18 protein-coding genes and 1 rRNA gene are annotated in these 20373 nt (G+C 47.6%); 15 read left to right on the top strand and 4 right to left on the bottom strand.

Annotated elements, in window-relative coordinates; translation table 11 throughout:
- Positions 1-67 precede the first annotated feature (67 nt).
- The 10 genes from FTT68_RS08820 (at position 68) to FTT68_RS08775 (ending at position 10078) form a co-directional block, all read left to right on the top strand.
- Positions 68-421 (top strand): RcnB family protein, encoded by a 354-nt coding sequence (locus FTT68_RS08820; protein WP_005180985.1) that lies wholly within the window; start codon positions 68-70, stop codon positions 419-421.
- A gap of 134 nt (positions 422-555) precedes the next feature.
- Positions 556-1911 carry an amino-acid N-acetyltransferase gene (argA, locus tag FTT68_RS08815; RefSeq protein WP_075175028.1) on the top strand — a complete coding sequence of 452 codons (1356 nt, stop codon included), beginning with the start codon at positions 556-558 and terminating at the stop codon, positions 1909-1911.
- 334 nt (positions 1912-2245) lie between these two features.
- Positions 2246-3229: a sulfonate ABC transporter substrate-binding protein gene (locus tag FTT68_RS08810; protein WP_104484363.1), complete on the top strand. Its 984-nt coding sequence runs from the start codon at positions 2246-2248 to the stop codon at positions 3227-3229.
- 11 nt (positions 3230-3240) lie between these two features.
- On the top strand, positions 3241-4236 hold the full coding sequence (locus tag FTT68_RS08805) for an aliphatic sulfonate ABC transporter substrate-binding protein (RefSeq protein ID WP_104511493.1): 996 nt from the start codon (positions 3241-3243) through the stop codon (positions 4234-4236).
- A 36-nt stretch (positions 4237-4272) separates the two neighbouring features.
- Positions 4273-5448 carry an FMNH2-dependent alkanesulfonate monooxygenase gene (gene ssuD / locus FTT68_RS08800; protein ID WP_180175293.1) on the top strand — a complete coding sequence of 392 codons (1176 nt, stop codon included), beginning with the start codon at positions 4273-4275 and terminating at the stop codon, positions 5446-5448.
- Positions 5448-6263 carry an aliphatic sulfonate ABC transporter permease SsuC gene (gene ssuC / locus FTT68_RS08795; protein WP_075167937.1) on the top strand — a complete coding sequence of 272 codons (816 nt, stop codon included), beginning with the start codon at positions 5448-5450 and terminating at the stop codon, positions 6261-6263. The genes ssuD and ssuC overlap by 1 nt, the downstream gene beginning before the upstream one ends.
- A 13-nt stretch (positions 6264-6276) precedes the next feature.
- Positions 6277-7080 (top strand): ABC transporter ATP-binding protein, encoded by an 804-nt coding sequence (locus FTT68_RS08790; protein WP_016658676.1) that lies wholly within the window; start codon positions 6277-6279, stop codon positions 7078-7080.
- 112 nt (positions 7081-7192) lie between these two features.
- Positions 7193-7807 (top strand): IS607 family transposase, encoded by a 615-nt coding sequence (locus FTT68_RS08785; protein WP_075167936.1) that lies wholly within the window; start codon positions 7193-7195, stop codon positions 7805-7807.
- Positions 7804-8961 carry an RNA-guided endonuclease TnpB family protein gene (locus tag FTT68_RS08780; RefSeq protein ID WP_016659040.1) on the top strand — a complete coding sequence of 386 codons (1158 nt, stop codon included), beginning with the start codon at positions 7804-7806 and terminating at the stop codon, positions 8959-8961. Before FTT68_RS08785 ends, FTT68_RS08780 begins: the two co-directional genes overlap by 4 nt.
- 463 nt (positions 8962-9424) lie before the next feature.
- The gene (locus FTT68_RS08775; RefSeq protein ID WP_005181018.1) at positions 9425-10078 is read left to right on the top strand and encodes a TetR family transcriptional regulator C-terminal domain-containing protein; all 654 of its coding nucleotides are present in this window, start codon (positions 9425-9427) and stop codon (positions 10076-10078) included.
- A 43-nt stretch (positions 10079-10121) separates the two neighbouring features.
- On the opposite strand, the gene FTT68_RS08770 is transcribed toward FTT68_RS08775, so the two are convergent.
- Positions 10122-10688 carry a hypothetical protein gene (locus FTT68_RS08770; RefSeq protein WP_005181021.1) on the bottom strand — a complete coding sequence of 189 codons (567 nt, stop codon included), beginning with the start codon at positions 10686-10688 and terminating at the stop codon, positions 10122-10124.
- A gap of 298 nt (positions 10689-10986) precedes the next feature.
- On the opposite strand from FTT68_RS08770, the gene ribF reads away from it, so the two are divergent.
- The 5 genes from ribF to FTT68_RS08745 all read left to right on the top strand — a co-directional run bounded on the left by ribF (position 10987) and on the right by FTT68_RS08745 (position 16586).
- Entirely contained in the window at positions 10987-11991 is a 1005-nt protein-coding gene (ribF, locus tag FTT68_RS08765; RefSeq protein ID WP_016658673.1) for a riboflavin biosynthesis protein RibF, read from the top strand.
- A gap of 61 nt (positions 11992-12052) precedes the next feature.
- Positions 12053-14899: an isoleucine--tRNA ligase gene (gene ileS, locus FTT68_RS08760; RefSeq protein WP_180175292.1), complete on the top strand. Its 2847-nt coding sequence runs from the start codon at positions 12053-12055 to the stop codon at positions 14897-14899.
- Positions 14892-15431 carry a signal peptidase II gene (gene lspA / locus FTT68_RS08755; protein ID WP_005181030.1) on the top strand — a complete coding sequence of 180 codons (540 nt, stop codon included), beginning with the start codon at positions 14892-14894 and terminating at the stop codon, positions 15429-15431. The genes ileS and lspA overlap by 8 nt, the downstream gene beginning before the upstream one ends.
- Positions 15424-15906: a peptidylprolyl isomerase gene (locus tag FTT68_RS08750; protein ID WP_005181033.1), complete on the top strand. Its 483-nt coding sequence runs from the start codon at positions 15424-15426 to the stop codon at positions 15904-15906. The genes lspA and FTT68_RS08750 overlap by 8 nt, the downstream gene beginning before the upstream one ends.
- Before the next feature lie 137 nt (positions 15907-16043).
- Positions 16044-16586 carry an NADPH-dependent FMN reductase gene (locus tag FTT68_RS08745; protein ID WP_005181039.1) on the top strand — a complete coding sequence of 181 codons (543 nt, stop codon included), beginning with the start codon at positions 16044-16046 and terminating at the stop codon, positions 16584-16586.
- 503 nt (positions 16587-17089) lie between these two features.
- Here the strand turns inward: FTT68_RS08745 and FTT68_RS08740 are convergent.
- The 3 genes from FTT68_RS08740 to rrf all read right to left on the bottom strand — a co-directional run.
- Positions 17090-18256 (bottom strand): PQQ-dependent sugar dehydrogenase, encoded by a 1167-nt coding sequence (locus tag FTT68_RS08740; protein ID WP_180083937.1) that lies wholly within the window; start codon positions 18254-18256, stop codon positions 17090-17092.
- A gap of 370 nt (positions 18257-18626) precedes the next feature.
- Positions 18627-19976, bottom strand: coding sequence for an aromatic acid/H+ symport family MFS transporter (locus FTT68_RS08735; protein WP_016658670.1), 1350 nt, complete (start codon positions 19974-19976; stop codon positions 18627-18629).
- 289 nt (positions 19977-20265) lie between these two features.
- A 5S ribosomal RNA gene (gene rrf, locus FTT68_RS08730) occupies positions 20266-20373 on the bottom strand; the annotation flags it as partial.

The following is a 20373-nucleotide window of genomic DNA, read 5'->3' as shown; positions in this document are numbered from 1 at the left end:
TATCTCAACTTTCTGGTTAATTTGGACGTATTCCAGAGATATACAGTTTGACTCAAAGGTAAGCGTCATGAAAAAAGTATTAACCACCATTGCCCTGTCTTTAAGTGCGTTTATGGCTACTACAGCCATGGCTGCGCCTGATCATCGTGATCATGACCGTCGTGCGGCAACCCACTACAAACATCAGGATAGCCGTTGGGACCGTGATCATAAACGTCCGGTTGTGCGCGTAAATCCGAGCCGTGACTGGCGTGTGGGCCAGACCTTACCGCGTGCCTATGACCAGTCCCGTTATAAAGTCAGTGACCGCGAAGCGCGTCGTTTACCAAACACCGGCCGTTATCAGCAGTGGTACAAAATTAATGGCGATTACGTGATGATCAACGAACGTACCAACCGGATTATTCGCATTATGGGCTAAGGGTTTCGTCTCATTTTCCCTTCCCTCTTTACACCTGAACCACCCCGTTCAGGTGTTTTTTTATTTTTTCAGCTTACGCCCCGGTATTTTTTGATTAGAATCCGCTATAAGACTTTTGCTTGATTGAGACCGGCATGCACCTGAATTCTACCGAAACATCACACAGCACAACTTTGCAATATGTGCACTGGTTTCGACATTCTGCGCCTTATATCAATGCCCATCGCAACAAAACCTTTGTGCTGATGTTTGATGGTGAAGCGGTCCTGCATGACAATTTCCAGCATATTATTCACGATATTGCCCTGCTGCATTCACTGGGTATCCGGCTGGTGCTGGTGCATGGTGCCCGCCCGCAGATTAACCAGAATTTACAGGCCAGCCAGATCGACACCCCGTTTCATCAGCAGCGCCGCATTACCACCCGCGAATCGTTAAGCTGTGTCATGAATGCGGTCGGTTCAATTCGCCTGCAGATTGAAGCCCTGCTGTCGATGGGACTGGCCAACTCGCCGATGTACGGCGCCCGCATTGATGTGGTCTCGGGTAATTTTATTACCGCCAAACCCTATGGTATTCGTGATGGGGTTGATTTCCAGCTGACCGGCGAAGTGCGCAGTGTCGATACCGATGCCATTCAGCGTCATCTGGACAATCATAATATTGTCGTACTCGGCCCGACCGGCTATTCCACGACGGGCGAAGTGTTTAATTTACTGGCTGAAGAAGTCGCCACCAAAACCGCGATTCGCCTGCAAGCCGACAAGCTGATTTTCTTGGGCAAACAGCAGGGTTTACTGAATGAACAGGGTCAGCTGCAACGTGAAATCCGCCCATCCCAGCTCAATCATTATATTGGTCGGTATCAGGCCAGCCAGCCGGAAATGGCCCTGCATTTACGCGGTGCACAGGATGCTGCCACTCAGGGCGTCAATCGCGTACATCTGATTTCCTATGCCTCTGATGGTGCACTGCTGGAAGAACTGTTTACCCGTGACGGTGCCGGCACCATGATTACCGATGCGCATTATGAAGAAGTACGCACCGCCAATATTCAGGATGTCGGCGGTCTCATCAGCCTGCTGCGCCCGCTGGAAGAAGAAGGCGTGCTGGTCTACCGTTCACGGGAACGACTGGAAAATGAAATTGAACAGTTTGCGGTGATTGAACGTGATGGCACCATTCTGGCCTGTGCGGCGCTGTACCCGCTACCGGTCAGCGACAATGAACTGCGCTCGGCGGAAATTGCCTGCGTGGCAGTACATCCGGCCTATCGTAAATCCAATCGTGGCAGCCAGATTCTGCATTATCTGGAAGATAAAGCCCGTAGTCTTGGTATTCAACAGCTATTTATTCTAACCACCCGTACTGCGCACTGGTTTCTGGAACAGGGCTTTGAGCCGGCCAGTGTCGATGACTTACCCAATGCCCGCCAGGCCTTATACAACTACCAGCGTAATTCACTGGTCTGTAAAAAGTCACTCACCTAGTCTGTTCAAGGCCGGCTTTAGCTCAATTTGACATATGCTTATCTGCAGCCGGCCCAATTCTGCTGCATCTTACATTAGCAGGAATGGGCATAAGCTTATTCCTGCGCCTTCAATTCCATAAAAATATTTTAAATACAACAATTTAACACTTTAACTTTTAATAGATTATCCATTTTATAAATCAGATTTATGCATAAGATTTGCACATCTTTATTTATCTTTTTTCCTGATTAGAAATTCCTGATTTGTTATTTTTTTCGAAAAAGAAAAATCTTTAAGGTAGCTCTCATTCTCCACTTTTGAATTTTTTTAATTTCTGAGAGCAGGTATTTTCATGAGCAGCCTACGCCATATTTTTTCAACCCAAAGCGCTATTTTATCTGCCGTGGTGGCGGGTGCCATGTTCATGACCGCCTGTAGCAGTCCCAAAGACGCCGACAACATTACCCTGAATATTGGTTTCCAGAAATACGGCATTTTACCGATTGTAAAAGAACGCGGTGAACTGGAACAGGCTTTAAAAGCCCAGGGTGTACAGGTGAAATGGGTAGAATTTCCAGCCGGCCCGCAATTATTGGAAGGTTTAAATGTCGGCAGTGTGGCCTTTGGGGAAGCCGGCGAAGCACCGCCCATTTTTGCCCAAGCGGCCAATTCCAAACTGGTTTATGTGGCCAACCAGCCTAAAGCGCCGCTAGCTGAGGCCTTAATTGTGCCTAAAGACTCGGCCATTCAGTCAGTGCAGGATTTAAAAGGCAAACGCATTGCCCTGAACAAAGGCTCCAATGTGCATTATCTGCTGCTGAAGCTGTTAGCAGCCAACCAGCTTAGCCTGCACGATATTCAAGTGGTGTATTTACCCCCATCCGATGCCCGCGCAGCCTTTGAACGTGGTTCGGTGGATGCCTGGGTGATCTGGGATCCGTTCTTTGCCGCAGCCGAACACCAGATTGGCGCACGGGTCATTGCCACCGGCGAAAATCTGGTCAGCAACCATCAGTTCTATCTGGCGGATCGTCAGTTTGCCGAACAGTATCCGCAGGTTCTAGACACCGTGGTGCAAAGCTTGAACAGCACCACGCAATGGGTGGCCCAGCATCAGGATGAAGCAGCTCAACTGCTGCAAAAGCCGACCGGCCTGGATGTCGAGGTCTTAAAAACTTCAATTTCCCGTATGGGCTTTGGTGTACAGGCCATCTCTAGTGACGTGGCCAAAGAACAACAATATGTGGCCGATGCCTTTTATCAGCAAAAGCTGATTCCACAGCAAATTCAGATTCAGGCGGCCCTGCTGAATACGCAGTCGACACCACAAGAATGAGGAATAAGAAGATGCGTAAATTAACAACCTGGGCGCTGCTGGGCATTTCCACGCTGGGACTGGGTCTCAGCGGCTGCCAGAAACCGGAAGCCCACAAGGCGGTAACGGACAACAACTCAACTGAACAGGCGGTGAAAACCATTTCTATTGGCTACCAGAAATCTTCCTTAAATTTACTGGTGGCACGTGATGAAAAACTGCTGGAACAGCAGTTCCCACAAGCCAAAATTGAATGGAAAGAATTTCCGGCCGGCCCCCAAATGCTGGAAGCCCTAGCCGTTGGCGCAGTCGATTATGGTTCAGTGGGGAATACCCCGCCCATTTTTGCCCAGGCGGCTGGCAAGGAGCTGAACTATGTCGGCTATGAAGTCTATGCTGACCATTCACTGGCCTTAGTGGTGCCGCAGCAAAGTGCCATACAGACCCTGCAGGATTTAAAAGGCAAACGTATTGCCCTACAAAAAGGCTCCAATGCCCACGAATTTCTGGCCAAAGTGCTGGCCAAGGCCAACTTGAACTGGTCGGATATTCAGCCAATCTGGCTGCCACCGGCCGATGCACGTGCTGCCTTTGACAAGCAGTCGATTGATGCCTGGGCCATCTGGGACCCGTTCCTGTCTGCGGCTGAACTGCATGGACAGGCCCGCCCGCTGATCAAGACCGGTGAGTTTGACCAGACCTATTCGTTTTATGTGGCCAATCCCAAATTTATTGCCGCACATCCACAAGCCACCACCGGCTTTCTGGCGGCCCTGAATGCCGCGGATCAGTGGATTGTTAAACACCAGTCTCAGGCCCTAGAAATTTATCAGAAGAATACCGGCCTGGACCCGGCGGTTGCCAAAAATGCCTTTGACCGCCGCCTGAAACCGTCTCCAATTCAACGCTTAAACCCGACAGTCATTCAGGCCCAGCAGAAGATTGCCGACCAGTTCTATCAGCTCAAGCTGATTCCAAAACCGATTGAGGTCCAGCCCATTGTCTGGACGGCTCCAACTACAGATTGATGACCGAATAATCCCATTGAAATAAAGGACGATAATATGAAAATTTTCTGGTTTATTCCCACCCATGGTGACAGCCGCTATTTAGGTACCAGCAAAGGTGGCCGTCAGGTCGATCATGCCTATATGAAACAGATTGCGGTGGCAGTGGACAATTTAGGTTATGAAGGTGTACTGATTCCAACCGGCCGTTCTTGTGAAGATCCGTGGATTACTACAGCCAGTTTAATTGATGCGACCCAGAACCTGAAATTTCTGGTGGCCTTGCGTCCAGGCGTGACCACACCAGCCTTAGCAGCGCGTATGGCGGCGACGTTTGACCGTTTATCTGGCGGCCGGGTGTTACTGAATCTGGTCACGGGCGGTGATGAACAGGAACTAAAAGGCGATGGTGTCTATGAAGATCATGCCACGCCTTATCAGACGGCTGCGGAATACACCACCATCTGGCGTGAAATTTTAACCCGCTCGCATACGGGCGAATCGTTCAGCTTCCACGGCGAACGCTTACAGGTCGATGAAGCCAAGCTGCTCTATCCACCGGTCCAGCAACCATATCCGCCGCTCTGGTTTGGTGGCTCTTCCGATGCAGCCATTGAGCTGGCCACCGATCAGGTCGACACCTATTTAACCTGGGGTGAACCGCCGGCAGCAGTAAAAGAAAAAATTGAAACGGTACGTGCCAAAGCCGCAGCCAAAGGCCGTAGCCTGAACTATGGCATCCGTCTGCATGTGATTGTGCGTGAAACCAATGAGCAAGCCTGGCAAGCGGCCAACGAACTGATTCAGTATGTCGATGATGCCACCATTGCCGCAGCACAGGCCAAGTTTAAAGCGATGGATTCCGTTGGCCAGCGTCGTATGGCTGAACTGCACAATGGCGACCGCAGCAAACTGGAAGTGTCCCCAAATCTGTGGGCAGGTGTAGGCCTGGTACGTGGCGGAGCCGGTACGGCGCTGGTCGGGGACCCTGAAACAGTGGCGGCCCGTATTCAGGAATATGCCGACCTGGGTATTAGCACCTTTATTTTCTCCGGCTATCCGCATCTGGAAGAATCCATTCGTTTTGCCGAACTGGTGTTTCCGCTGTTGCCGCTGGAAACCCGCAAGAAACTGGCTCAACCGAATTTGACCGGACCGTTTGGGGAAATTGTTGCAAATAACTATGTCGCCGCAGATACCCAGCCGAGCAAACAGCTGAAGGAGCCGGCCTGATGAGTAAATCCATTTCCCTGGAGCAGCGGGCAGAGGCCAAAGTTTCACGTGGAACATCATTTGGGCAGTGGGTACTGCCCTGGCTGGTGCCATTGCTACTGATTGCTTTCTGGCAACTGGCCTCAAGTACTGGCCTGCTAGAAAGCCGGATTTTACCGGCACCGACGGCAGTGGTTAGTGCCTTCTGGGGCTTACTGGTCAGTGGTGAGCTGTGGCAGCACGTTCAGGTCAGTGCCGGACGTGCCCTCCTCGGCTTGTTGATTGGCGGTGGTTTGGGCCTGCTGCTGGGTCTGTTAAACGGCTCCTCCAAAACCGCCTCGACCCTGCTGGACACCACCTTGCAGATGATCCGCAATATTCCGGCTTTGGCGCTGATTCCGCTGGTGATTCTCTGGTTCGGGATTGATGAAACAGCCAAATTATTTCTGGTTGCGATTGGCGTGTTCTTCCCGATTTACATCAACACCTATCATGGTATTCGCTCGGTCGATCCACAGCTGATTGAAATGGGCAAAAACTACGGCCTGAGCCGCTGGCAGCTGTATAAGGAAATTATCTTGCCGGGTGCAATGCCTTCAATTCTGGTCGGTCTGCGCTTTTCTTTAGGTCTGGTCTGGGTGCTGCTGATTGTCGCCGAAACCATCTCCGCCCAGTCCGGGATTGGCTATATGACCATGAACGCGCGTGAGTTTTTACAGACCGATATCGTGCTGGTCGGCATCCTGCTGTATGCCCTGCTGGGTAAACTGGCCGATGTGCTGGCCGTGGCTTTGGAACGCTATTTACTGCGCTGGCATGCCGGTTACCAGAAATAAGGAGTAAGCGAAGATGAGTAATTTAATTGCCGGCTTGCATGCCGAGCACAGCAGCCCGAAACTGCGCAGCAATCCGGATATTCAGCCGCAGGCGGTGGCAGGCGCGGAAATCCTGATTGAGCAGTTACACAAGTTTTATGGTTCGGTGAAGGTGCTGCAAGACCTAGACCTGCATATTCAGCCGGGCGAATTTCTGGCCATTGTCGGACGCAGTGGTTGTGGCAAAAGCACCCTGCTGCGTTTAATTGCCGATCTGGAAAAACCAAGCTACGGCGAAATCAAATTTAAGTCGGCACGGCATATCCGCGAAGGCATTACCTCGGATGATATCCGGGTGATGTTTCAGGACCCGCGTCTGCTACCGTGGCGCAGTATCGAGCAGAATGTGCAACTTGGTCTGGGCAAAGACCAGTACGCACATGCCAGTGCATTACTGGAAAAAGTTGGTCTGAAAGATAAAGCTGGCCTATGGCCCTCACAACTGTCTGGCGGTCAGCGACAACGTACCGCGCTGGTACGTGCCCTGTCACATCAACCGCGGATTTTATTGCTAGATGAACCCTTGGGCGCACTGGATGCCCTGACCCGTCTGGAAATGCAGAAGCTGATTGAACGGCTCTGGACCGAACAGGGCTTTACTGCCATTTTAGTCACCCATGATGTCAGTGAAGCGGTACAGCTGGCCGACCGGATTATTCTGCTCGATCGTGGTCATATTGCCAAAACCTTTCAGGTCAATTTACCGCGTCCACGACAAAAAAGTATCGCCTTTGCCGAACTGGAGCAGCAGGTGCTAGATGCAGTCTTGGCCACGTGAGGATTAATTTTGGTCTGAGCTTGCCCCGCCGCTTTACCCTTAAATTCCGGCTCAATTTAAGGGTTAATAACTGCTAATTGAAATCTACTTATTTCTATATTATTATATAAAAATGAGTAGATATGTTAGTATTGGCGTTGCAGCTAAAACACTGGGTGTTTCCATCCAAACCCTAAGAAGATGGGATGAGGAAGGCACTTTAGTCGCAGATAGAACCCCAAAAAATCACAGACGTTACGATCTAAGCAAGATCACACCTGAACTTATCCATGATCTATCAATCCAGAACAGCCGAAAAACTATTGCTTATGCAAGAGTATCTAGTCACGATCAAAAGGCTGATCTTGAGCGACAAAAACAAGTTTTGGAAATGTACTGTGCCAAGCAGGGATGGACATTTGAGATTATTAGTGATTTAGGCTCAGGGATGAATTATCACAAAAAAGGGCTTAAGGCTCTTTTGGATGGAATTATTAATAATGAAATTGGTCGATTGGTTTTAACCCACAAAGATCGATTATTACGTTTTGGTGCTGAATTGGTTTTTGCTTTATGTGAAGCTCGGAATGTTGAAATTGTAATTATTAATCAGGGTGAAAATTTGAGTTTTGAGGAGGAACTGGCTCAAGATGTCCTGGAAATTATCACTGTATTTTCAGCACGATTATATGGAAGCCGAAGTAAAAAGAACCAAAAGTTAATACAGGCGGTCAAAGAAGCACTATGAGTCGATTTATACGAGGGCATATCATTGAATTGATGCCCAATAATAAACAAGCAAGCCATTTTGCTCAGGCAAGTGGTGTTGCTCGTTTGTCGTATAATTGGGCTTTAAGAGAGTGGCAGCGACAATACAAGGCTGATAAGGAATATCGAGATCAGTGTGAGTATTATGATGTTGCGGTGAATGAAATGCTTCTTAATAGACCTAAAGAGAGTAAATTAAGAAAACACCTAAACACTTTTAAATTTGAAAAATATCCTTTCATGAAGAAAGTGACTAAGTGCGCACCACAGTTGGCGATTAAGCAGTTGGGTAGTGCTTTTGATAGATTTTTTAACGGCAAATCAGGATACCCCAAGCCAAGAAAAAAAGGCAAGGATGACCGTTTTTCATTATCAAATGATCAATTTAGCGTCAAGGGTCGGTCTATTAAAATCCCTAATTTGGGTTGGGTGAAAATGACTGAGAATCTGCGCTATAAGGGTAAAATTCTCTCGGCCAAAATATTTAAACAAGGTGGTAAGTGGTTTGTATCAATCGCTGTCGAACTCACCCAGATCGAAAAGCTTAAACCGAAAACAGGTTTAAGTATCGGTGTTGATTTGGGTGTCTCTAATCTTGCCACCCTTTCAAATGGTGAGGTTATTCCTTCTAACGCACCACTTAAAAGACAGCTTGCAAAACTAAGACGACTCAACAAGTCTTTTAGTCGTAAGAAAAAAGGTAGTCAGAATCGAGAAAAAGCAAAAGCCAAGCTATCTCGCCTGCACTATAAAATTGTCTGTCTACGCAAGAATAATCTTCATCAAGTCACAACGGATTTGGTAACACGTTTTGATGTGATTGCAATTGAAGATTTGAATGTTAAAGGCATGTTGAGGAATCGTAAACTCGCAAGAGCTATATCCGATATGGGTTTTTATGAGTTTAAAAGGCAGTTGATTTATAAAGCCAAACAGCATGGAAAATCGGTACTTTCGGTTGGTCGATTCTTCCCAAGTAGTAAAATGTGTTCGTGCTGTGGTGAATTAAATCAATCTCTCACACTTTCTGCGCGAGAGTGGAAGTGCTTAGTTTGCCAAACCATCCAAAATCGTGATGTTAATGCATCAATTAATATCCTGCGATATGCGGATAAAGATTTAATCACTGCATAAGTGGTGATTAAGGCGGTGAGTTACACCGTGACAGCCTATGGAATTGAGGTAATCCCTAAAGCAAATGCTTTAGGTTCTTGATGGTGAAGTAGGAATTAAACATCAAACCCACATTGAGTAGGTTTGAGTAGGTTTTAAATAACGGTAAAACTTCATCTCGGTTTATGAAACTTTTGTGACATAGGCCCAAAGAGATGTAAGATTATTTCTATAAACTATGTCTTATATTTTGATTTAAAATAAAAGAATAAAAAATCTTTGAAATCAAGTCTTCAGTTATATTTTTTACCAGACTCAAAAAGTGTGCTTTATAGGGCTTAAATTTAACAATCCTGGGGAAATTATTAGTTAATCTACAAAATTCTGCTGCATTTATCATAATTTGCAATAGACGAGGATCCACAAAACTGATGATTTGACGTACAATTCGTGATTCCCCCTTTTCATTGTTTTTTAATTGCTAATGGAACAAAAAAAGAGTACTCAAAAACGACATCAGTTGCTGAACGCAGCACTCGACGTATTTTCCTTATACGGTTTTAATGGGGCGAGCTTAGATGAAATCGCTCAGATTGCAGAAATGCATAAGTCGAATATTTTCTATTACTATGAAAATAAAGAAGCGTTATATGTAGAAGTGCTGACCACTGTATTACAGAAATGGCTGGCGCCACTGCAAATGCTGGAAGCCGAGCTTGAACCTGAAGAAGCGATCACCAACTACTTATTGCAAAAGATTGAAGTGTCTCGCACCCAGCCAAAAGCTTCACGCCTGTTTGCGCTGGAAGTGATTCAGGGTGCCCCGCATATTCTGGAAATCCTGAAAGGTCCGCTGAAAAAACTGGTCAAGCGTAAAGCCAAAGTCATCAGCAACTGGCAGGAACAAGGCAAAATCTCCAAAGATATTGACCCTGAACTGCTGATTCTGAATATTTGGGCCCTGACCCAGAACTATGCAGACTTCGCGACGCAAATGGAAATGGTCACCGGCAAAACCCTGCGCAACCGCAGCATGCAGCAGCGCATTATCCAGCATACCGTGCATCTGATGCTTTATGGTATTGTGCCGCGTCCAGAACTGAATACCGCACCTCCCTCAGAATCAATCGACGATTGAGCATGATTTTGGCATACGACCATAGTTTGCTATGGTCGCCGAACTAAAAACCACTCTGCTGATATAACGACAATAATTTTTTCGCCCCCAGCAACAGATTTTCTTCCCAGTCCAGATGTGCCGTATCGTTGGCGCCATCGGTAATATATTTGACGGAAATCAGCCGTACATCCAGTTTTTTGCAGACCTTGGCCAGCGCATAGCCTTCCATATCCACCAGATTACAGGCCACTTTCGGTGTACCAGTTTCAAAGCTGTCACCGGTGCCACAAATACCAGCCGGTAAATGGGAAAAATGCTGCGGCAAATGAATTTCCGCCGGATGATCGTCATCCATGGGTGTCACTCCGACCTGAAAACCCAACGGCGATACATCCATATCACGCTGTACAAACTGGGTCACTTCCACCAGCTCATGCGCATTAAAATAGGAGCTGCCGGCCGTACCTAAATTTAACAGGGTTTTACAGCCAGTTTTCTGAATTACCTCAAAGGCTTTAAAGGCAGCATTAATCTTGCCAATACCACTATAATGCACCTCGATGCCAGCCTGTTCAAACAGACCTTTGGATTCACTCGGCAATGCCATAATTAAGGCCAGATCCGACATTATTGCTTCTCTACCGCAGTTGCTGGGAGCCACATTAGAAAGCAAAAGGCAGAAAAATAAAAGCTATCCCTGAAATGACAGGTCTTCCAACGACTCCACTTTTTTTCATATCTATGCAGCTTTTCAGTACTGGCTACGCGTTTCCATTTTCATTCGCTCCTGATAAAAACCCGCCAGTGCTGTGGCACCAGTCAAAAATGAGCAAGAAAAATTTTGCATAAAAACAGAACAACAAGACGAATGTGTGAGAATATGGCAATATATAGCCTTTCTTAATGTATAACGTCATTCTTTGCCCATGCAGCTCCTCCGTCTGAATGCTTTAGCGCCTGATTTTCAACTGGAAAAAACTGCCGTTACCATCGGTAATTTTGACGGCGTACATTTGGGACATCAGGCCATGATTGCCCAGCTAAAACAGCTGGCAGCAGCCCAGCAGCTGAAAACCCTGGTGATGATTTTCGAGCCACAGCCGCTGGAATTTTTTAAAGGCTATGAGGCACCACCGCGCATCAGCTCCTTAAGAGAAAAAGTTGAATATTTAACCGAGCTGGGCGTAGACTATATTGCAGTTGCCAAATTTGATAATTATTTCCGCAGCTTAAGCGCCGAAGCCTTTGCCGACATACTCAAATATAAACTCAATGCCCACAGTCTGGTGCTCGGCGATGACTTCCATTTTGGCAAAAACCGTCAGGGCAATAGCGAGTTTTTGCAGCAATACGGCTTTCAGGTCACCAACTTAAACACTATTCTGGCCGATGGTGAACGGGTCAGCTCGACCCGGATCCGTCAGACCTTGCAGGCCGGCAATTTAGCGCTGGCAGCCAAATTGCTGGGGCGCCCGTATAGCATTACTGGCCGGGTACAATACGGCGACCAGATTGGCCGGACCATTGATTTTCCAACCATTAATGTCCGTCTGAACCGGCATAAACCCTGCCTGAACGGGATTTATGGCGTGGAAGTGCTCTGTGAAACTGAATCCTTACAAGCCAAAGTTCAGGCAGAGAATCCGAACCAGCCGGGAATTGCCGGCTATGACCCGACCGCGCTGTTTGGCGCCGGTCATGTCGGCACCCGACCAGCCATCAAACAGGACCATCCGGAATGGCGATTAGAAGTACATTTCCCCGAGGTTTCTGCTAATCTGTATGGCCTGTTAATGCGGGTGACGTTCTTAAACTATTTACATGGCGAAAAGGACTATCCTTCGCTTGAAGCCTTAAAAGCCGGAATTGATGATGATGTGGAGAAACTGCTTGAGTTTCGCCGCAGCACCCCAAAATTCCCTTTTGAATAACTCACATTTTTACTGTAAAACGTGTCAGTCAAATGGCTGATTAAATTGGAAGACAACTTGCATGAGCGATAAGCAAACTCCTGAAAATGCAGTGGACTATAAAGCCACACTGAACCTCCCAGGTACTGACTTTGCAATGAAAGCAAACCTCGCAGTACGTGAAGCGAAATGGTTAGAAGAGTGGTATGCCGATGACATTTATCAGCAGATTCGTGCATCGCGTATCGGCAAGAAAAAATATGTGCTTCATGACGGCCCTCCGTACGCAAACGGTCAAATCCACCTTGGTCACGCGGTTAATAAGGTCCTGAAAGACATCATCATTAAAAGCCGTGTCATGGACGGTTTTGACGCGCCATATGTACCAGGCTGGGACTGTCACGGTCTTCCAATTGAACTGAAAGTTGAAGAAAAAGTTGGCAAAGTCGGCGTCAAAGTTGATGCTTCGACCTTTCGTAAAGCCTGCCGTGAATATGCCTACACCCAGGTTGAGCTGCAGAAAAAAGACTTTATCCGTATGGGCGTGTTTGGCGACTGGAACAACCCATACCTGACCATGAACTTCAAGCAGGAAGCGGGTATTGTCCGTTCTCTGGGTGCCATTGCCAAAGCCGGTCATATCGAGCCAGGCCTGAAACCGGTGAACTGGTGTCTGGACTGTGGTTCAGCGCTGGCAGAAGCTGAAGTTGAATATGAAGATAAAAAATCCGATGCAATTGACGTCGGTTTTACAGTGGTTGACTTAGCTGATTTGTCTGCACGTCTAGGTGTTGATGTTAAAGACTCAACCGATATCGTGATCTGGACCACCACCCCATGGACCCTGCCAGCCAACCAGGCGGTAGCATTACATGCCGAACTTGAATATCAACTGGTCAAGGCGCGCGGTGAAGAACAGGCCGAGCAAAACTTTATTCTGGCAAAAACACTGGTAGAATCTGCGACCCAGCGTTATGGCTTCAATTCATTTGAAGTGCTGGCCGAGTTTGCCGGTAGCAAACTGGAAAATCTGGTGCTGCAACATCCGTTAATTACTGAGCGTCAAGTGCCGGTGATTCTGGGTGAACACGTCACCGATGCCAGCGGTACAGGTGCCGTGCATACTGCACCGGGCCACGGTGTAGACGACTATAAAGTCGGCCTGCAATACAACCTGAAAGTCGACAACCCGGTGGGCGGCAATGGCGTGTATTTACCGACTGCGCCAATTTTTGCCGGTGAACATATTTATAAAGCCAATCCGCAAATTATTGCTGCGCTGGGCGAAGCCAACAAATTGTGGGCACATCATCCAATCAAGCATAGCTATCCGCACTGCTGGCGTCATAAAACCCCGATTATCTTCCGTGCCACACCGCAATGGTTTATCAGCATGGATGCCAAAGGTTTACGCCAAGGTGCCCTGAATGCAATTGAAAACGAGATCAGCTTTGTCCCAGATTGGGGTAAAAACCGGATTCAGGCAATGATTGAAGGTCGTCCGGACTGGTGTATTTCGCGTCAGCGTACCTGGGGCGTGCCAATTCCATTCTTCGTGCATAAAGACACCAACGAACTGCATCCACGTACCCCTGAACTGATCGAAGAAGTGGCTAAACTGATTGAACAGGAAGGCATTGATGGCTGGTATAACCGTGAAGCCAAAGACTTCATTGGTGATGATGCTGAACACTACAACGCCGTACGTGACACCTTAGACGTCTGGTTTGACTCAGGTACAACCCACTATGCCGTGCTGCGTGAACGTGAAGAACTGCAAGATCCGGCCGATCTGTATCTTGAAGGTTCGGATCAGCACCGTGGCTGGTTCCAGTCTTCACTGCTGACCTCGATTGCCATCAATGAACGTGCGCCATACAAAGGCTTGTTGACGCATGGTTTCGTGGTCGATGAAAAAGGCCGCAAAATGTCGAAGTCGCTCGGCAATATCATTACCCCGCAAGACATCATCAAAGACATGGGTGCAGATGGCTTACGTTTCTGGATTGCCTCTGCGGATTACCGTTATGAAATGACCGCCGGTAAAGAAATCTTTAGCCGTGCCTCAGACGGTTACCGTCGTATCCGTAACACGCTGCGTTTCTTGCTGGCCAACTTAAATGGCTTCAAACCATCGACTGATGCCCTGCCGGTGGATCAGCTGATTGCGCTGGATCAATACATCCTGCAACGTGCGTCTGAAGTACAAGAAACCATCAAGAAAGCCTATGAAGATATGAACTTCCATATCGTCACCAGCGCCTTGACCAACTTCTGTATTAATGACTTAGGTGGTTTCTATCTCGACATCATCAAAGACCGTCAGTACACCACCAAAGCGGACTCTCAGGCACGTCATTCTGCGCAAACTGCGCTGTATCACTTGGTACAAGCCTTTGTTCGCTGGATGGCACCAATCCTAAGCTTCACTGCCCAAGAAGCGTGGCCACTGATTCCTGAGCAATCAGAAAAATATGTATTCACCGCTGAATGGTATGAGCTGCCGGTGGCCTCTGAAGCCAACGTGCTGGCTGAAAGCGAATGGCAGACTTTAATTGCAGTAAAATCTGCCGTGAACAAGTTTATTGAAGCGGCGCGTACTGCAAAAACCGTCGGTTCGAACCTGTCTGCCAAAGTGGAGCTGTGGGCCAATGCCGAGCTGAAAGCAGTGCTGGATAAACTGGGCGATGAACTGCGTTTTGTCCTGATAACCTCTCAGGTGATTGTGAATGAGTTTGATGCCGCACAAGGCGAAGCTTCTGATCTTGACGGTCTGAACGTGAAAGTGTCTGCGGCAGATGGCGAGAAATGTGTACGCTGCTGGCACGTCCTGCCAGATGTGAATACACATCCTGCACATCCAGGTTTATGTGGTCGTTGTATTATTAACCTCCCGACAGGCCAAGGCGAAGAGAGAAAATATGCCTAATCCACAACCGAAAAAGGGCTTATTCCAGTTCTATCCACACAATTTGTGGTGGATCGGACTGTCTATTGTGGCGATTATTCTGGATCAATGGACCAAATGGATTGCAGTCACCCATCTGAATTATGCAGATCCGGTGCCTGTGCTGCCCTTTTTAAATTGGACATTACTGCATAACTATGGCGCCGCCTTTAGTTTCTTGTCCGATGCGGGTGGCTGGCAACGCTATTTCTTCACCTCACTGGCAGGTTTGGTGTCCGTGATCTTTGTGTTCTGGCTGATGCGTATGCCAAAGAACATGCTGGTATTACCGCTGGCCATTGCCCTGATTCTGGGCGGGGCCATTGGTAACCTGATTGATCGGGTCGCTCTGGGCTATGTGGTCGACTTTATTCATGTTTACTACAACAACAGCCACTTCCCTGCCTTTAATATTGCAGATAGTGCCATTACCTTAGGCACCATCTTGCTTCTTATTGATACGTTTTTCCTGGAAAAACACCGTATTCAACGTGCGCAGGCGCAACATGACTGAATTTATCAATCCGAACGAAGACACCCGTATTGAAGCGGGTTCTAAAGTTGAACTTCATTTTTCTGTGGCCATTGAAAGCGGTCCGGAAATTGACAATACCCGTAGCCGTGCCGAACCGGTCAGTCTGGTGATGGGCGATGGCAGCCTGTTACCGGGTTTTGAAAAAGCCCTGTTTGGCTTGCGTGCTGGTGACCGTCGTACCGTGAGCCTGCCGCCAGAAGAGGCTTTTGGTCCATGGAACCCTGAAAATGTCCAAACCTTTGACACAGTCAAGTTTGAACAGCGTCCGGTTGAAGGCCACATGATCGAGTTTGAAGACAAGGCCAAACAAAGCCTGTATGGCGTGGTCAAATCGGTCAATGATGACATCACCGAAGTCGACTTTAACCATCCACTGGCCGGTAAAGACATTACCTTTGAAGTGGAAATCTTTAAAGTCACTCCAGCGGGCCAGCAAGGCATTCAACTGAAATAAAAGTTCGCATTTTTGAAAAGCTCCTTCGGGAGCTTTTTTTATGCCATTTTCATGATGCAGATACAAACTGACTCTATTCAGGCTAACGCAATTCACGTTAATTTGATCCCTACAGCAAAAACAACACAGGATAAAACATGAATATTCAGATTATTGTCGGCAGTGTACGCGAGGGACGTACCGCTATTAAAGTCGCACACTGGGTACAGCAGGCCATTAAAAGCTATAACTTTAGTACCGTGCAAACCGAGCTGGTCGATTTAAAAGAATGGAATTTACCCCTGTTTGCCGGTCCGAATCCGCCGCTAAGCGGTATTTATGACCAGCCGCGTCAACAGGAATGGGCCGACAAAATTGCCCAGGGCGATGCCTTTATTTTTATCAGCCCCGAATATAACCATGGCTATAGCCCGGCCTTGAAAAATGCGCTGGATTATCTGGGCAAAGAGTGGCAAGGCAAACCGGCGGCTTATATCGGCTATGGTGCCACCAATGGATCACGCTCGATTGACCAGATCCGTCAGGTCGGCACCCAGCTGGGACTGATTGACAGCAATGCAGTGGTGGAAATCCGCGATATTTTTAGCCGTAACCGTAGCGAAAGCTTTGAACCGAATGAATTTGATGACAAGACCCTGAAACAGGTAGTCGACAAGCTGATTCAATATGTCAGCTCATAATGCCAGCAGCCCTGTAAGCATTTTCTTACAGCAGCTGTGGTGAACTGCGACTAGGGCGCAGAGCGCTTTCATTTTATAGTACCCACATACAGAGACAGGAGGTCTCTTAAATCAAAACAATAACAATAAAAGCAACAACAGCAGGATGCTGATCGGTACGACAGGAGTTATACCGGAATAATGAATCCAGAGAAGCCCGGACAGGATGTTCGGGCTTCTTTTATTTCAGTCCTTTATGTTCTGATTAGTGTGAATGATGCGCTATTTTAAACAAATCACTGTTGTACGCCTGAGCGTACAGTACTTGTCGGGTTTTGCGGCTGGTTGATTCTGATCGCCTGACGTATATTAAAACCATACCGGGACAGGAGGTCTCGTTGCATAAAACAATAATCATAAGCCGCATGCAGGATGCACGCACAGATATAACAGGAGTGATATCTGAGAACTGAATCTAAAAAGCCCCGACAGGATGTCGGGGCTTTTTATTATCTGTGAATTCATTATTTGGCTGTCATTTTCAGCAAGCTAGCGCCTTTACCATCTTCAATCACCCATAAATGACCTTCACGCGCTTCAATCACCCCGCGAATACGCTGCTTCATGTCCAGCCGTTGTACTTCACGTACCGGTTGAGCCTGGGTGTCAATCACAATAATCGCCTGCGACGACAATCCTCCGGCAATGGCCTTATTTTTCCACTGTGGAAACTGATCGCCACGGTAAAAGATTAAACTCGAAGGTGAAATGACCGGGGTCCAGTCCAGTTCCGGCGCTTTAAATTCTGGCCGGGTCGCATGATCCGGAATTGGCTGACCGCTATAATGATCGCCATTGGACACAATCGGATAGCCATAATTGGCGCCTTTTTCAATCCGGTTCAGCTCATCTCCGCCTTTGGGTCCCATCTCAATCACCCATAGCTGCCCCGCCGGGTCAAACACCATGCCTAAAGGATTCCGATGCCCCAGACTCCATACCTGTGCCGCAATCTGGCCCTGAGCACGGAACGGATTATCTGGCGCAGCGCTGCCATCTGCATTTAAACGTAAGATTTTCCCTAAATTGGAATTCAGGTCCTGTGCCGGGTCAAACTTTTGTCGCTCTCCCGAGCTGACCCACAAATAGCCTGCCTGATCAAACAACAACCGGTGGGCATAATGCCCCTGCCCCGGAACTTTCGGCACTTGGACCCAGATCTGCTGTACATTTTTCAATTGTGGCTGAGCCGCATCTTTTAAATCCAGCTCGGCACGTGCCACCACCGCGCCATAACCGCCTGTGCCGGCTTCTACATAACTTAAATAGACCCAGCGATTCTGGGCAAACTGTGGATGCAGCACGACATCACCCAAACCGCCCTGCCCGCCATAAGCAACTTTGGGGACACCTTTGACCTCAAGCAGCTGTTTATTGCTCGGGTTAAACAGTTTGAGTCTTCCGCGCTTTTCAGTAATTAACAAGCGGCCATCGGACAGCTCAGCCATCGCCCACGGTTCCTGTAAGCGCGCCACCCGTTCCAGCTGATAAGACTGGCTGGTCTTGCTAGTTTCATTGCTTTGGGCGGCTTTCGCTGAATTGGCAGGCTCGGTCTGGGCATTACATCCGGTGGTTAATCCCGCAATGAGCAATGCCGCAGGCCAGGTCAAATATTGTTGTAGTTTTGCCATGACATTTCCTAAAACAGAACAGACAATATTTTGATTGTAGCCCAAAGCCAGTTTTGACCAAGAGCACTTGCGTAACCTGCCGGACTTTGTCCGTTTTGGCTTACACCGAATGAAGACAATTGAGGCTAGGAGCAAACCCAGAATTTTCGTATTCTAAATTCATCAGGAAACAGGACGTTTCCCAAACGGAAAACAACAATAATTAGTTTGCGCACCAGGATCGTGAGGTACGACAGGAGTTATACCTAAAGCACGAAATACGAAGAAACCCCGTCAGGATGATGGGGTTTCTTTTTATCTGTGTTTTTTGTTTTCTTAATGCCATAAAAAAAGCCCCCAATCTATGGAGGCTTTTTTCATTTAATACCAATTAGGCTTTGGCAATCGCCGCTTTGCCTGCTTTAATCTGTTCTGCTTCATCTTCACTCATGATCAGCGCCACGGCAATTGCGGTAATCAATACCGGTAAACCGACAGCAATAAAGTTGAAGTGTGCTGGCAGGTTCATACCGAGTAAGCCACCAATCAGGATTGGTCCAACAATCGCACCCATACGGCCAATTGCAGATGACCAGCCAATTCCGGTTGAACGTACTGCCAGTGGATAGTATTGCGCCACATAACTATACAGCAACATTTGTGAACCGATTGACGCCGCACCCGCCAAGAATACCAAGATGTACAGCAAGAACTGGTTTGACTGGAAGCCCATCAGACTCATCACAATCGCGCCCATAATCCCCAGGAACATCAACACCGGTTTCAGATGGAAACGGTCAGCCAGAATACCACCGCCGACAATACCAACCACGGCACCCACGTTCATCACCATCATGAACATCAGACTATTGTCCATTGAATAGCCTGCCGCCATCATCAGTTTAGGCAACCAGCTGCTTAAGGCGTACATGGTCAGCAAGCAGGTAAAGAACGCTAACCAGAACAATAAGGTGTTTAACGCACGGCCACGTTTGAACAGGCTTACCACGTTGGCTGCTTCCGGCACATCGACCTGATGCAGTTCAAATTTGGTTTCATTGCTAATCTGCACTTCTGGGGCCAAGCGGGCCATGATTGGACGCGCCTGTTCCTGCTTGTTCTCTTTCACAATAAACATCAGCGATTCAGGCAGGAATTTCCAGATAATTGGCAACAGCAACAGTGGAATACCGGCAATAAAGAACATGATTTCCCAGCCAAAGCTTGGGGTTAACCAGGCACCCAATAATGCTGCCATCACACCACCCACTGCATAACCACTAAACATGGTGGTCACCAGCGTACTACGCATGTTCTTTGGCGCGTATTCAGAGGTTAAAGCCACCAGGTTAGGCATCACCCCACCAATCCCTAAACCGGCCAGGAAGCGCAAAATACCGAATTCTGTCGGATTAGAAGCAAAGCCACCTGCGAAGGTTAGACCACTGAATAACACAATACAGATCATGATGACTTTTTTACGGCCAATTTTGTCGGCCAGCGAGCCGAAAATCATGGCACCGAACATCATCCCTGCCAATGCAGTACTGGCCAGCATACCGGCTTGCACCGCACTTAAGCCCCACTCGTCCATTAATAAAGGCAATACCACACCATTAATGGCTAAATCATAACCATCAAATAAAATGATCAGTAGACACCATGCCACTACATTAAAATGAAATGGTTTAAATTTTGCGTGATCAATGACATCATTTACGTTAATAGTTTGATGTGTCATTCCTCACCTCCTGTGAGTCTGTGTTTCAGTGAACTTCCATAGCAACCCATAATGAAGACCCTCATTTCGAGCCTTCTTCATCCACACTTTGCTAGTGGAGTAGATGGTGCAACTTTCACACAATTTACAGAAAATAAGAATTGAACATTAGTCTACAATCCTATTAATAATTAAAGTTTTATATATTATTCTCATTAGACATAAGTTTTATTTTGCTTTATTAAGCACACAAATTTTCTGCATAAAAAAATCCCCCTGCTGTTTAAGCTAGGGGGATTTTGAATTAATGAGCTGGCGATGACTTACTCTCACATGGGTAACCCCACACTACCATCAGCGCTAAGAGGTTTCACTTCTGAGTTCGGGAAGGGATCAGGTGGTTCACTCTTGCTATTGT

Origin of the sequence: Acinetobacter sp. Q85-2 (assembly GCF_013420555.1) — a bacterium.
Taxonomy (GTDB): Bacteria; Pseudomonadota; Gammaproteobacteria; order Pseudomonadales; family Moraxellaceae; genus Acinetobacter; species Acinetobacter indicus.
The sequence above is the reverse complement of the archived record's forward strand: the minus strand, read 5'-3'. Positions and strand labels throughout refer to the sequence as shown.

What these genes read in the sequence shown, in the direction of transcription:
- FTT68_RS08820 (WP_005180985.1), top strand. Translation starts at nt 68, where the DNA reads ATGAAAAAAGTATTAACCACCATTGCCCTGTCTTTAAGTGCGTTTATG.
- argA (WP_075175028.1), top strand. Translation starts at nt 556, where the DNA reads ATGCACCTGAATTCTACCGAAACATCACACAGCACAACTTTGCAATAT.
- FTT68_RS08810 (WP_104484363.1), top strand. Translation starts at nt 2,246, where the DNA reads ATGAGCAGCCTACGCCATATTTTTTCAACCCAAAGCGCTATTTTATCT.
- FTT68_RS08805 (WP_104511493.1), top strand. Translation starts at nt 3,241, where the DNA reads ATGCGTAAATTAACAACCTGGGCGCTGCTGGGCATTTCCACGCTGGGA.
- ssuD (WP_180175293.1), top strand. Translation starts at nt 4,273, where the DNA reads ATGAAAATTTTCTGGTTTATTCCCACCCATGGTGACAGCCGCTATTTA.
- ssuC (WP_075167937.1), top strand. Translation starts at nt 5,448, where the DNA reads ATGAGTAAATCCATTTCCCTGGAGCAGCGGGCAGAGGCCAAAGTTTCA.
- FTT68_RS08790 (WP_016658676.1), top strand. Translation starts at nt 6,277, where the DNA reads ATGAGTAATTTAATTGCCGGCTTGCATGCCGAGCACAGCAGCCCGAAA.
- FTT68_RS08785 (WP_075167936.1), top strand. Translation starts at nt 7,193, where the DNA reads ATGAGTAGATATGTTAGTATTGGCGTTGCAGCTAAAACACTGGGTGTT.
- FTT68_RS08780 (WP_016659040.1), top strand. Translation starts at nt 7,804, where the DNA reads ATGAGTCGATTTATACGAGGGCATATCATTGAATTGATGCCCAATAAT.
- FTT68_RS08775 (WP_005181018.1), top strand. Translation starts at nt 9,425, where the DNA reads ATGGAACAAAAAAAGAGTACTCAAAAACGACATCAGTTGCTGAACGCA.
- FTT68_RS08770 (WP_005181021.1), bottom strand. Translation starts at nt 10,688, where the DNA reads ATGTCGGATCTGGCCTTAATTATGGCATTGCCGAGTGAATCCAAAGGT.
- ribF (WP_016658673.1), top strand. Translation starts at nt 10,987, where the DNA reads ATGCAGCTCCTCCGTCTGAATGCTTTAGCGCCTGATTTTCAACTGGAA.
- ileS (WP_180175292.1), top strand. Translation starts at nt 12,053, where the DNA reads ATGAGCGATAAGCAAACTCCTGAAAATGCAGTGGACTATAAAGCCACA.
- lspA (WP_005181030.1), top strand. Translation starts at nt 14,892, where the DNA reads ATGCCTAATCCACAACCGAAAAAGGGCTTATTCCAGTTCTATCCACAC.
- FTT68_RS08750 (WP_005181033.1), top strand. Translation starts at nt 15,424, where the DNA reads ATGACTGAATTTATCAATCCGAACGAAGACACCCGTATTGAAGCGGGT.
- FTT68_RS08745 (WP_005181039.1), top strand. Translation starts at nt 16,044, where the DNA reads ATGAATATTCAGATTATTGTCGGCAGTGTACGCGAGGGACGTACCGCT.
- FTT68_RS08740 (WP_180083937.1), bottom strand. Translation starts at nt 18,256, where the DNA reads ATGGCAAAACTACAACAATATTTGACCTGGCCTGCGGCATTGCTCATT.
- FTT68_RS08735 (WP_016658670.1), bottom strand. Translation starts at nt 19,976, where the DNA reads ATGACACATCAAACTATTAACGTAAATGATGTCATTGATCACGCAAAA.